Annotated in this window: 12 protein-coding genes and 1 pseudogene; 6 read left to right on the forward strand and 7 right to left on the reverse strand. The window is 59.4% G+C overall.

Features of this window, described 5'->3' with window-relative positions:
- Positions 1–468 precede the first annotated feature (468 nt).
- The 6 genes and pseudogenes from ACI2KA_RS19090 to ACI2KA_RS19115 form a co-directional block, all read right to left on the reverse strand.
- On the reverse strand, positions 469–1,605 hold the full coding sequence (locus ACI2KA_RS19090; protein ID WP_404504031.1) for a DUF4150 domain-containing protein: 1,137 nt from the start codon (positions 1,603–1,605) through the stop codon (positions 469–471).
- Entirely contained in the window at positions 1,602–2,669 is a 1,068-nt protein-coding gene (locus ACI2KA_RS19095; RefSeq protein WP_404504032.1) for a hypothetical protein, read from the reverse strand. Before ACI2KA_RS19095 ends, ACI2KA_RS19090 begins: the two co-directional genes overlap by 4 nt.
- On the reverse strand, positions 2,666–3,691 hold the full coding sequence (locus tag ACI2KA_RS19100; RefSeq protein ID WP_404504033.1) for a DUF2169 domain-containing protein: 1,026 nt from the start codon (positions 3,689–3,691) through the stop codon (positions 2,666–2,668). Before ACI2KA_RS19100 ends, ACI2KA_RS19095 begins: the two co-directional genes overlap by 4 nt.
- Positions 3,692–3,696: 5 nt before the next feature.
- Positions 3,697–3,945 (reverse strand): hypothetical protein, encoded by a 249-nt coding sequence (locus ACI2KA_RS19105; protein ID WP_404504034.1) that lies wholly within the window; start codon positions 3,943–3,945, stop codon positions 3,697–3,699.
- A 167-nt stretch (positions 3,946–4,112) separates the two neighbouring features.
- Positions 4,113–5,219, reverse strand: a complete 1,107-nt coding sequence (locus ACI2KA_RS19110; RefSeq protein WP_404504035.1) for a hypothetical protein — start codon at positions 5,217–5,219, stop codon at positions 4,113–4,115.
- Between the two features lie 475 nt (positions 5,220–5,694).
- Positions 5,695–5,991, reverse strand: a pseudogene (locus tag ACI2KA_RS19115) (hypothetical protein); the annotation flags it as partial.
- Positions 5,992–6,322: 331 nt separating this feature from the next.
- Here ACI2KA_RS19115 and ACI2KA_RS19120 point away from each other — a divergent pair.
- The 5 genes from ACI2KA_RS19120 (at position 6,323) to ACI2KA_RS19140 (ending at position 10,586) form a co-directional block, all read left to right on the forward strand.
- Positions 6,323–6,868 (forward strand): RNA polymerase sigma factor, encoded by a 546-nt coding sequence (locus ACI2KA_RS19120; RefSeq protein ID WP_404504036.1) that lies wholly within the window; start codon positions 6,323–6,325, stop codon positions 6,866–6,868.
- Positions 6,865–7,302 (forward strand): hypothetical protein, encoded by a 438-nt coding sequence (locus tag ACI2KA_RS19125; protein WP_404504037.1) that lies wholly within the window; start codon positions 6,865–6,867, stop codon positions 7,300–7,302. The genes ACI2KA_RS19120 and ACI2KA_RS19125 overlap by 4 nt, the downstream gene beginning before the upstream one ends.
- A complete protein-coding gene (locus ACI2KA_RS19130; RefSeq protein ID WP_404504038.1) occupies positions 7,299–7,748 on the forward strand; it encodes a periplasmic heavy metal sensor in 450 nt (149 codons plus the stop codon). The genes ACI2KA_RS19125 and ACI2KA_RS19130 overlap by 4 nt, the downstream gene beginning before the upstream one ends.
- Before the next feature lie 76 nt (positions 7,749–7,824).
- Positions 7,825–9,360 (forward strand): DUF1800 family protein, encoded by a 1,536-nt coding sequence (locus ACI2KA_RS19135; protein ID WP_404504039.1) that lies wholly within the window; start codon positions 7,825–7,827, stop codon positions 9,358–9,360.
- 2 nt (positions 9,361–9,362) lie between these two features.
- Positions 9,363–10,586, forward strand: coding sequence for a DUF1501 domain-containing protein (locus ACI2KA_RS19140; RefSeq protein WP_404504040.1), 1,224 nt, complete (start codon positions 9,363–9,365; stop codon positions 10,584–10,586).
- Between the two features lie 16 nt (positions 10,587–10,602).
- Here ACI2KA_RS19140 and ACI2KA_RS19145 read toward each other — a convergent pair whose 3' ends face one another.
- Entirely contained in the window at positions 10,603–11,040 is a 438-nt protein-coding gene (locus tag ACI2KA_RS19145) for a hypothetical protein (protein ID WP_404504041.1), read from the reverse strand.
- A gap of 404 nt (positions 11,041–11,444) precedes the next feature.
- On the opposite strand from ACI2KA_RS19145, the gene ACI2KA_RS19150 reads away from it, so the two are divergent.
- The gene (locus ACI2KA_RS19150) at positions 11,445–12,617 is read left to right on the forward strand and encodes a DUF6386 family protein (protein WP_404504043.1); all 1,173 of its coding nucleotides are present in this window, start codon (positions 11,445–11,447) and stop codon (positions 12,615–12,617) included.
- Positions 12,618–12,751 lie beyond the last annotated feature (134 nt).

Raw genomic sequence — 12,751 nt, forward strand, 5'->3', positions numbered from 1 at the left:
AATGTGTTATCGTATTGAAAACTCATGACGGAGATCTCGACCTTGAAGGAAGGGTCTTTCCGGGATGAGACGGAGACGGGATGCGGTTCCCGTCTCTAATCTCAAATCCGATACGGCCTCGTCATTAAGCTAGGTATTCGCGAAGGGGTGCACAACTAAAGATTTGGTAACCGAGCGTGTGGCAAGTTCCTTCATATCTGTGGCTCGCTATATGGCCCGGACGCATATGCCCTGCTTTAGTGCTAGGGAAAATGACAGCCTCTCCGAAACCCTTACTGCCGAACCGAGCTTGGATTGGCGTATCTGATGCGCTTCCCCATCGGTAAAATAGAACCCGGATGTCGGCCCGAACACCCATTGGAGGGCATTGCCAGCCGGCAATCCGATTTCATCCAATTTGTCGAGTTCACCGTGTTCTTCGAAGTTCGCGACAGCAGCGACCAATTCGTTTAAATTCATGACATCATCCTACCAGCTTGGCACGGGCGGGCGGCGTCCGCCAGGGATCCGAGGCCCGGGCAAGGGAAGCCAGATCGGCGGAGCATTCTCAAGCCCCTTTTTCAGCTGCCGCCATCGCTCTTCTGCTTCCCACTGACGCTCCTGCTCACGCTGCCTTACAGACTCTTCGCAATTATCGCACTCATCCAGCACCACAAATTCCCTGTAGCGAGCTCTATGCCGCCGTGCGATAGCGCGATAGGCATCATTCTTTGCGGTTTCATTCGGAAACTTGTCGCCCGGAAACTTCATGTCGTACATATGGGTCATCTGGCCGTTCTCGACTTTCACCACATCCAGCCAGCGGGAGCCGCGCACATTGAACCATCGCGTACCGCCCCAGGGCGCCCGGCGGGGAACCTTGGGAATGTCGTGTTCCTCTCCCTGCAGGATGACATTGCCGGGCGGTTTATCCGGGAACGTGTTGTTCGGATTGTTCGGGTCCCAGAAGCCAAGCTCGGAAATATAGCCGTAATTGGTGCGCGGATCGCCGACCGGCATGCTGCCGCCAAGAACCGTGTTCGGATATTGCGCCTGGATCGTCGCATCGACGCAACGCTGATAGCGGCCGGGGCTCGCCTCATCGTCGCGCGGCAAAACCTGATCCATCCATTCAAGCCCCTCGGTAACGCTGTTTCTCGGGCGATGCAGCGCATAACAGCGGCAGCCCACCTCGCAGAGATAACGTTCGGGATCGCCCTCGGGCAGGTCAGTCTTGTAGCCTCCGACCGATACGGTATTGCCCTTGTTGAGGAGCATCTTGTCGGTAAGCCGCGTCACTGCGCGGCCCTGCATGAACACGTTGGGAGACCAGGACAGAAAGGTGGCCTCATGCAGATGCGTGCCGGACTTTATTCCGCCGGACGAACCAGGCTCATCACCGATCGATTTAGCAAATCGGGAGCCCCGCACGCCATTCATTGCTCCGCGATGCGAAAACACCGTGGTGGTGCCGTCGGCAAGGTCGCGGGCAAATGCGGTATTCGTATACGGCACGGGAACAGGCTTGGGCGGAGTCAGGCACACATCCGGCAAGGTCGAGCGGACATAGCCGTTCGAGTTTTTGTGGCAAAGCGTAATCCCGTTGATGCGGATCGTTTCCTTCATGCGTCTATCCTGCCGGTTTCTCTGTCGCGCTGGACGCGTTCCACGATTGTTGCCGCTCTCAGCCCGTCTCGGGAACTGGCAGACAGAAGACTATAGCGAAATTCGCCGCCTTCCGGTTCTGCTTTTCCTGCACGCGCTTGCGGAGCGGGTCCAAGCGCGAGGGCCGTCATCACGAGGCCGCTTGCGGCGCCCAGATCGCCGAGCTGCAACGAGGGTATCTCGGCGCTGTCGGACAGATCAGCCATTCGCGCACCATTGGTGGTTATCGCATAACCGAACTCCTCGGCCCGCACCCGATCACCGTTCAAATCGATAATGAATCGATCTGGTGAAAAGTCGCCTCCCAGAAGCACCTCATAACAGCGAGCCAGCGCGCGCCCCATCAGTCCGCGTTCAGGATCGATGGGGGATTCGGCCTCCTCCATTGTCGACAGACGGACAATACGGCCAATCCGCGCGCTGTTTTCCGGTCCAAGCGCGACGACGACCGCAGCTTCGCCGGGAACCATGCCATAGGGGTTGTCTCTCGTCAGCAATTCACCGTGATAGGCAAGGCTGTCGAGCATGTCCGAATGGATATAGCTGTCGACGACCGCGACAAGAACAATTCCGCCGGTTCGTCTAACAGCTTCAGGCCCTTCCCTGCCAACAAGTTGCAGGCTCTCCGCCTGTCCGCCAAACAATACAGCGAGGCTCTTCACCTGCGGAAGAGCGGCCTGGTTGAGCCTTGCCCTGAAGCCGTCAAAAACCGATCCGCCCTCCATCCAGTAGGGCAGCAACAGAAGCATTGCGTAATCCGCCTTCTCCTGTCCGCTCCGCGCCAACTGGGCAAGACAATCGTCAAGCGCGCTGGAAAGCAACTTTCGCAAACGCTCGACATAATCCCGCTCCTGCGTCAACGGATAGACCGGCGCAAGGGTCGGCGGTCGCCCGTCCGCCATGACCAGATTGCGGTCTTTCTCGATGAACCGCCTGCCGCTTGAATAGGCCGCAATCGCCGTTTCGAAATCTTTGCCCGCCGGACATGTCAGGCCGGCCGCCAGGATTGAAACCGCCGCTCTCATAAGACAACTCCGGCCATCTGCCTCAGTCGGAGGAAGGAGATCTCTACATCCTGGTCGCGCCCGCCGCATGGCACATGGGCGTTCCAGACGAGATCCACGAGACGCTCATCGCCAGTGATTTCAACCTGAACGAGCCTGAACCTGTGCGTGAGCGTTTTTCCGGCGATACGCGTATCGGCCTCAAGGATACATTGCGGCAGGCGAAATGCATAACTGCCTTCCGGATGAAGCCCTTCCAGCCGCACCGGTTCGCCGCCGCGCAACTCGCCGGAATAGATTTGATCGGCCGGCGCGGTCTGGTAGAAACTTTCGGAGAAATCGGAAGGTAAAAGCGGCGACCTGTTTTTAAGCCACGCGTCGTCATAGGTACCGGCATGGATACGCCGCGCCTGCCAAGCCGGCTGGACAGCACCAAACCCGAACGGCTTGGAGAGCGGTCGCCCCGGATCAAAGACGTCCGCCGGAGCCGCGATCTGAGGCAAGGCCAGTTCCGCGTTTTCCGGCGCGCGCTCGAAATCACGGGACCATCCCCGGCCAATCGGATTGTCATCGCACTCGGCACCATCATCGTCCGCAAACGGATCGCTTCCTCCGAGCGAACGCGTCCACGAGAGTTCGACACGCGCCGCCTGCTTTTTTTCGGCAATCTCCCAGCCGCGCTTTTTCTTGACCATCCGCGCCTCGCCCGTGACAACAGCATGCTTGGTCATTGTTCCTAAACCAACCGTGACATCGATACGGTTTGTGGGTTTTTCGTCAGGCGCAACGGCTGAACCATGAACAAGAATATCGGCGGCGGGCCTGAAAGGTGCAAAATCGGCATCCGTGAGCAGCTCCCTTGCCTCGTCATCACGATAGGCCGGAGAGAGCCGGATAGGCGGCGGCTCGACAAGATCGGTCATGCCGTCCGAACGCGCGCGAAACCGCCCGCGCACGGCAAGACACCAATATTCCCTTCCATCGCGATCCCGGACGAAATAACCGTCTGCCGAGAAAGGCGTGTTGTTGCTGACCGCCCACATGCCTGTCAGTTCAGATCGATATAAGCGGCATCCAGCGCGATATTCTGGCGGGCCGTCTGAATGATCTTTTTGCCTTCCACCCTCAAGACTCCGTCAGAGCCCAGGGAGATTCGAGATTCGCCGTTGCGGATCGTCAGCGTCCCGGAACCATCGAACTCGATCATCGCCGCAAGCTTTGCCAGCTTGCCCCATGCATCCTCCGGCAACGGAAGAACTTCCCCTAAAAGCGCGTTTCGATCAGGGATATGATTCATCTTGCGACCTCCTGTAAAAATGATCCGGACGGAGAACGCGCCTACTGTTTGATGAAGGCGCCAATATTCTACAAACCGGCATGTCTTCAGCGATTTCAGCTTTCATCGCAAATTTCCATCGAATGCCTGATTTCCAGATCTACGTCGATGACGCCTGATCTTTCCGCTCAGTGGCCCAGGGCACGCAAGTCAAAATCCTGCTCGATCGAGTCCCTATTCATGGCCAACGACTTTTTCACGACGGAATATGCGGATATTCCCGTCACCCAGCTCTTGAAGATGATGTCCTGGGTCTCCTCGTCGAAGGAGCGAATGTTGCGGCGCGCATCATATGTATTGACACCGAGGACTGAAATCGAAGAGGCATTCGCATTCTTCTGAACATGGATCTCGGTTACAAAATGCCCCCCGTTAGTCGTATCCCAGCCGCGTGCATATGCATGCGCAACAGGTTCGCCTGACGAATTTTTGATTGTTTCCATATCCGCCTCACCGACAAAGGAAGCCTCGGAACTGTCGTCGATCTGCTTGGTGAATGTCGAAATCATGTCGGCGGCGACCTCGCGCCCTTTCGCGAGATCCACCGGACGGATGTGGACGACAAGATTGGGATATTCCTCGCCGTTCATGGAGAGGTTGTAGTCGGAAGTCCCCTGAGGCTTGTTGCTGCTGTCGAGCGTTTTCACGTCCCAACCTTCAGGGTAGAGAAAGATTTCTCCTCCCTTCGCGGTCTGCTCTTTCAAGCTTTTGAATGCAGCGCTTTCATCCTCCATTTCGAGCCCACCGAAGAAACGGGACAAGGCATCTTCATAGGCAGGATAGTCATCATAATCAAAACCTGCCTGAATGATGAGAACATCGCTGCCATAGCTGACTGCAGCCAAACGTGACATGCGGCCATAACCGGTTCCCTCCTTGAATTCACTTGCAGCAAGGAAACCAAAAACGCTGTTTCCCTGGCTGGGATCCTGAAGGATGCGATTGTAGCCATTAAGCGCAAAGAAGCCGTATCCGGCGGTATCGGCATCAGCAAATGACGGAAAGCGGATGTGATGCACTTCGATCATCAGTTTGTCGCGATCTTCCGGATCGTAAATACGGGCAACAACACCCTCTTTGACCGGAGACGAGTCGACCCAGACGTGCATATTCTCACTCAGGATCGTGGAAAAGCTGAAGCCACTTTCACCAAGATCAACTTTCCGCCGCGAAAATTTGCCCGAAATCGTGGTGCTCGTCGCAAGAATTCGTTCAGTCGAATAGGTCTGGGCCATGGCTACCTCAGAGATGAATAGGTTAAAAAGCAAAGGCAGAGTTGTTGCTAGGCCAAAAATGCGACCCCAAATTTGTTTCGCCCTCAAATCGGGCCAGATCTTCAAGTACTGCCTTTGCATCGTGTCTGCCTTACTTTTTCGGTGTTTGTACGCCAAGGCCCAGCTTCAGCCCCGCTCCAGGCCCCAGTGCCGCCTTCGCCTTGGCTCTCGCTCCAATTTTACCGTCATCGAGCGTGCCTGCTTCGGCTTCCGCAGCGGCAGCGGCTCCAATACCTGCCTCGCCGCCTAGCTCGATGAAAATACCCCAATCCCAACTCTTATCGATTTCAGCTAAGCGGGCATCCCAGTTTGCCCACTCCGCAACCCCATTGAAGGAATGGACCACGAAATTACCCGCACGGTAAGGTGTTACGGATACTCCCACTCCACCTTTTACCTGAGCAAGCGTAAGATCTACTCCAACCTTGCCCTGCGCCGTCACCGTTGGCGAGCCGTTATAAGCGCCAAGCTTCACGCCTGCCACCATGCCCGGCGTCTCGAAATTCCAGTCGGCGCCCGCCCGCTGGCCGGGCACATAGGAAAAACGCCGCGCCCAGTCATTGATGTGGTTGCGGTCCGAAGACCCCTGCGCCAGGCGAAGGTCGAAGAGCTGCGATACGCCTTCCTCGACCAAAAGACGCTCCGGCAGTAGCGCGTCCTCGCCAAGCGGAGAGGACAGTTTCAGAACACGGCTCGCCTGGAGAAAGTCCGAGGATGCGGGCTGGTCAGTCATGGAAAACCCCGATGCAGACCCAAAAAATCAATCAACTGCCAAAATCTCGAGAGAATGCAATCAAAAATTGTAGCTAAATCATGGATTCACCATTAATTATGCAACCTGAAAACGCCAAAAATCCATCGATGACATCTGGCAGGCCATACCAAGAGGCGGTGGCGGAACAGACAAGAGACATATGTTTTGCGGCGGGTGAGGATCAGCGACGGATTTTCGCACATGGCTGCGTTAAAATGGCAGGAAACCGGACACGAGCGTTGAACCCTTTGTCACCTCACCTCAAAATTGCCCCTGCCAGACGGGATGTTACGAAGGCAGGGCCTGATAATTGGTAGACGATCCGGACGCAGATTTGCTCAAGGAGGTCGCGGCCGGCGACAGCCGTGCGATGCAGGCGCTGGTGACGGCCAAACTGCCGCGGATCATGGCGCTTGCCACCCGCATGCTGGGCGACCGGGCGGAAGCGGAAGATATCGCGCAGGAGACATTCCTGCGAATATGGAAACAGGCCGGCAGCTGGCAAAGGGACCGGGCGAAGTTCGATACGTGGATCCACCGCGTCGCACTCAATCTCTGCTACGACAGACTGCGAAAACCCAGGGAAATACCCGTTTCGGAACCGCCCGAACAGATCGATACGGGTCCATTGCCGGATGGTTCGGCAGCCGTTGACGGCGGCGACGGCAATATCGTCGCACATGCCCTGCAAGCCATATCGGCCCGGCAACGGGAGGCGATCGTACTGGTCTACTACCAGGAAATGTCGAACCGTGAGGCCGCCGAGATCATGCATATCAGCGTGGATGCGCTTGAGAGCCTTCTCGCACGCGGCCGCCGGGCGCTCTCAACGATTTTGAAAGGGCAGGAGCAATGAGCGGAGCAACTGGAACGCCCATGGGCAGGCAGGCTTTTTTCGACCTTGTGTCGGCTTATGGCGCCGATCCCAAACGCTGGCCGGCGGAGCATCGGGAGCGGGCAACGGCGTTTGCCCAGACGGAAGAAGGCAGGGGCATGATCCTGGAGGCGGCGGGGCTCGATGCCGCCTTGTCCTCCTACCGCTTGCCGGACCCTTCCGCCCGCCTTCATGCACGGATCCTGGCGCAGGCAAGCTCGCGCACCACAAGGCACAGACGTCTCGTCAGATACGGACTGGGCGCCGGCATGATCGGCATCAGTCTCGCCGGCGCGCTGACAGGCGCGCTCGCCGTCGTCAATCTTTCTCCGCCACCTGCCCTGACGCTGGGCGATACGTTAACAGCTTTCGGAAATTTGCAGAGTGAAAGCGAAATAGCCGAGGATGGGAAATGAGCGAACAGAACTTCCGCTGGCTGGCGATCATTCTTCTGAGCGTCAACACGTTTCTTGTCTGTGCCTTCGCCGGAGCGGGTTATGTGTACCTGAAGAACGACACCGCCGCCGCACTATCACGCATGCCGCTCGCCGGCGAGCAATTGCCGAAAGCCGAGAAGGAAGCCTTTCAGCGCAGCCTCAACGATGCACGCAAGACCGTGCGGGAAACCACGATCGAGGCACGCCAGGCCCGTATCGAGGCCGCTTCGCTGATGGGTGCCGAAAACTTCGATGCCGCCGCCCTCTCCGCCGCGCTGGAACGTGCCCGCAAGGCCGAATATGCCGTACGCACGGCAACCGAACAGCAGGCGGTGGAATTCTCGCGCACGCTTTCGCTTGAGGCGCGCCGCAAGCTGGCCGAGGGACTGCTTGCCCGCGAGGCGCCGAAACCTGCCACGAAATAATCACATTTGAACACCGACAGGATTCCGGCCAGCCCGTCGTTCAAGGGTCGATAACGAAACGGAGTTCGTATCGACCATGTCAAATTCCAGAGAAGTGTCAAACTCCCGGAATGCGGATGCAGCGCTGGCGCTCTGGCGTTTCGGCCTTGGAGCACGGGAAGGCGATATTGCCGCAATCAGCGACGCACCGCGCGATCTCCTGCGCCTGGAAATCACCGAACGCGCCACGCCGGTGCCTGTTGGTGCCCGATTGCATTCCAGCGCCGACCTGCTTGCGGCACTTGCCGATTATAACCGGCAGGTGAAGGCGGAAAGGGAAAAACCGGCGGTCATTGCCGCCTCGGCCAATGGCGGCGACGCCGGCCCGGCTGAAAAATCCATGGGGCAGTCGCCGCAGGCCATGGCGACGGCCGCAAATACGATGGACAGGGCGGGTATGACGCCCAACCCGGGCATGCAGGCGGGAACGAAGCCGGATACACCCGTTTCCAAGGCGCCGTATCTTCCCCAGCAGATCCTGCTTGCGGAGGCGGATGCCCGCTTCAACGGTACGATACATCAGCCGCTGATCGGCTTTGGCGAAAGGTTGGCAATGTTCTGGGCCAACCATTTCGCGGTGGCGGTCGGCAAGGGAGGCGACGTCCACATGCTGGCCGGCGCCTTCGAGCGGGAGGCGATCCGCCCGCACCTCTTCGGAAATTTCGAAGAGATGCTGATCGCGGTGGAAACACATCCGGCAATGCTGTTCTTTCTCGACAACCAGCAATCGATCGGACCGAATTCGAAGGCCAACAGGAACGGCAAGCGCGGCCTCAACGAAAATCTGGCGCGCGAAATCATGGAGCTTCATACGCTTGGCGTGGATGGCGGCTACACCCAGGCGGACGTGACGTCACTGGCCCGGATCATCACCGGCTGGGGTGTCTATCGCGACGAAAAACATCCAGGCCCGATGGGCCGGTTCTATTTCAACGACAACAATCACGAGCCGGGCGACCAGACGCTGCTGGGCATCACCTATGGCGACAACGGCGAACAGCAGGGACGCGCGGCACTGCGTGATCTCGCCCGGCATCCCGCGACGGCGCATCACCTTGCCTACAAGCTGGTACGCTATTTCGTCAGCGACGAGCCACCTCCGGAGCTGGTGGCAAAGGTGGCCGCCGCCTATACCAAAAGCCATGGCGACCTTTCCGCCGCCTATCTGGCGATGATCGACGACGAACAGTCGTGGAGCCCGGCGCGCGCCAAGCTCAGGCCGCCGCTGGACTTCGTGGTGGCCATGATCCGCTCCAGCGGGATCACGCCGAAACCCGAGCAAATCCTGTCGGTGCTCAAGGCTCTGGGGCAGCCGCTGTGGAATCCCTCCGGCCCGAACGGCTTTGCCGATGTCACCGCCGGCTGGGGATCGTCGGAAGGGCTGGCGACCCGCATCGATGCCGCCAGTCTTTTTGCCCATCAGATATCCGATGCGGTTGATCCCCGCAGCTTCATCGCAGACCGGATGGGGCCACTTTTGTCCGAAGAAACCAGACAGGCCGTCCAGCGTGCGCAAACCAAGGCGCAAGGACTGACGATCGCCTTCCTCTCACCCGAATTCCAGAGGCGTTGACCATGCTGTGTGAACATCTTTCCCCAACCCGCCGCGCGGTTCTCGGCGCAAGCGGCGCCCTGTTCGCCTGGGCTTTCATGCCGCGCTTTGCCCATGCCGCCGGCGGACGCGATCCGCGTTTCGTCACGATCATCCTGCGTGGCGCCCTGGATGGACTGACGGCGGTGCCGCCCGTCGGCGATCCCGATTATGAAGCGCTGCGCCAGCAGATCGCCCTTCGCACGGAGGGCAGCAATCCGGCGCTTGAGCTGGACGGCTTTTTTGCCCTTCACCCTTCCCTTCGCAATTTCCAGAGGCTTTACAGAAAAGGCGAGGCAGCGATCGTGCATGCCAGTGCGACGGGATATCGCGACCGTTCGCATTTCGACGGGCAGGACGTTCTCGAATCCGGCTTTTCAACGCCCGGGCATGTGGAAACCGGCTGGCTGAACCGGCTGCTGGAGCAGATGCCGGCGGGCGAAACCATCAGCCCCGCTTCCGGCGGCAGCCTGCGCGGCCTTGCGGTCGGCGCCAGCGCGCCGCTGGTCATTCGCGGCAAGGCGCCGATCCTCGGCTGGTCACCCGCCATTCTCAAACCCGCGGATGGCGATCTCGCGCCACGCCTCGCCGATCTCTACGGACAGACGGACCCCATGCTGGCGGGTTTGCTCGCAGAAGGGATCCAGACCGGCAAGATCGCTTCCGGCGTCGACATCAAGGCCACCGGCGGACCGGGTGACCCTGCCGGCATGGAGCAGATGGCGCGCGGCGCGGCGCGGTTGATCGCCCACCCGGAAGGACCGCGTGTCGCAGCCCTTGCCTTCGAAGGCTGGGATACGCATGCACAGGAAGTCGACCGGCTGTCCAAGCTTCTTCTCGGGCTAGACAATGCGCTCGCCGCCTTCGAACAGGAACTGGGGCCGGTATGGAAGGACACGGCGATCCTCGTCGCCACCGAATTCGGCCGGACAGCGCGCATCAACGGCACGGAGGGCACCGATCACGGAACGGCGACAACCGCCTTTCTCGCCGGCGGCAGCATACGCGGCGGCAAAGTGATTGCCGACTGGCCGGGCCTGAAGGTGCCGCAACTGCGCGACGGGCGCGACCTTGCGCCCACGACCGATCTGAGGGCGATCATCAAGGGACTGGCGATCGATCATCTCGGCGCAAGCGGTGCAATGCTTGACAGGGCGGTGTTCCCGGGCTCGGAGGCCATCAAGCCCTTGAGAGGGCTGATCGTCTGAAGCCGGCGCCGGCGCTTCAACGACCCGCTCCGCCATCCGAGATAATATTGATGATGGCGGAGGCGCCGACCTGAACAAATGAATACTCGACCGGGCTTCGCGTCCACCAGGCCATCGTGCTTTCTATCGCGTCATTCTTGTCTAGACTATCCGGCGCGCCAAGCCGCTTCGACAAGGCATCCAGAAAAAGGGCGGGCCTTGCCGTGGAATATGCGCATGCCTTGCGTCCGTTCGGACCAGTGGCAATCCAGAAAGACAACGACTCGACTTCGCCGCGCCAGCCCACGACCTCAACCGAACCGCCATTATAGGCGACGAAATGACGGCGCCAATCCTCGGTTTCCGTATCGGTCATACGCGGCCAGCCGAGTTCGTCACCCTTGACCGACGCCGCCTCCACCGTGGGCGCTTCGCAAATATTGAGAAGGCGGTCAACCGTCATGTCCACCGGCATGGCCGCAGCGACTGCGAAATCCAGAAATGCGGCGCAAATGCCGCCAACGGTCATCACTCCAGAGTATCGACGTGGATTTGCACGCTCTGTTTTCATCATCTCCGCCCAGCCACCATCCTCGATGATCTTTCCGCGATCCGAAAGGCCTCTTCATCAAACGCCGCGACCAGCATAAATCGACATCAAGTCGGCTCGCAGGCGCATTGCCGTTGAAATGTCCGGCACCACTCAGCCGTTACGTTAACCTGCAAGGCTGTTCGATGAAACCGTTGGCTGTTACATCATACGAATTGAAAGAGGCTGTCACCCTACGCTGCGCCTGTTGCGGTCCGGACACGCATATATCTCGACCGGCATTCAGGACCTCATTGGACAGACGCCGATATAAATGCAGGGAGACCGACATGCGCAAGCTGATCCACGCCATCACATCGCTGTTGTTCGTCGCGCCGCCCGCCGCCGCGGCAGATCGGACGATCGAGATCGACACCGATGTCGCCGGTTTCCTCATTTTCCATCCGGACGATCTTGCCCACCGGGCTGCCGATCCGATCGCCTGGTACGCCTATAGCTTCGCATACAGGAAAGAGTCCGCTGCCGGACGCCTCCTCGGTTTTGGAACGGGGGCGGATGGTGGTTTCCTGATCAGGCTGACCATGGATCAGCCGACCGCCACCGAGGTCAAGTTCGCCGGCGCGCGCTGGAGCTATCCTCTGATTGTCAGGCACGGCCAGGTTTATCTCGACAATACCGACGGGCTGCCCGGCGAGGAAAAGATGGACGATCCCGGCGATTTTCCCGACCGGTGGTTTTCTTTGCCAAACGGCTCCTACCGCGTGGACGTGCAGGCGATCGCCAGGTCGCAGCCCGGGGCTCCAGAGGAGCTGCCCGACTATGTGGTAAGCTTCAATCCTGTCGCCGATATCGCCGGGATCGCGGTCGCCGGGAACCTGCCGGATCTACGACAGGCGCCCGGCTGGCAGGCAAAGGCAAGCGGATCGCAGGATGCGGGTTTCGGACTGTGGCAGAATGCCGAACCCGGCGCCCGCTCGCTGCCCGGCCTGGCAACGGCCGGCGATGACGCGGTTCCAGGCCTCACGTACCAGCTGGCAACCACCGAGACCGAATACGAAGCCTATCGGAAAGCGATGGGCACGTTTCGGGTCCTGACCTTCGCGCATCAAACGGTTGGCGTTCTGGCCTGGATCAATGGTGCCTCGTTCATGCCGAAGCGCGGTGGACGGATTGAATTTTCGGTCGAGACGCCGGTGATGGTGAACGGCACCTCTGCCGATGGACAGGTGACCTTCGATTTGATTCCCAAGCCTGACATGCAAGCCACAGCCGCAGAGGTTGAAACATTCAGGAAAGTGGTCTCGAAAGCGATCCAGACGGCGCAGGCAAAACCGTCGCCGTTCGAAGAAGAACGCTTCGCCGCCCTCGACGAGCCAGAGGCCGTGACCAGCTGGGCACTGATGCACCTACCCCTACCGGCAGGCATGAAGATCGACATATACCGCCATGGCGCACGTGAGCGGATCCGACTGATCACCGAGGCGATCGAAAAACAGAAATGATGCCGTACCGCGCCGCATATCCTCAGAGCCGGGATCGCAACGTCCGGCATGTCTCGGCAACCCTGCATCCGTCTGTGCGCGGAAGGTTCAGCTCCACCATTGCTTGAGCTTGTTGCGTGACGACCTTGATCAAA

Source organism: Agrobacterium sp. NPDC089420 (genome assembly GCF_044900305.1).
Lineage (GTDB): Bacteria > Pseudomonadota > Alphaproteobacteria > Rhizobiales > Rhizobiaceae > Agrobacterium.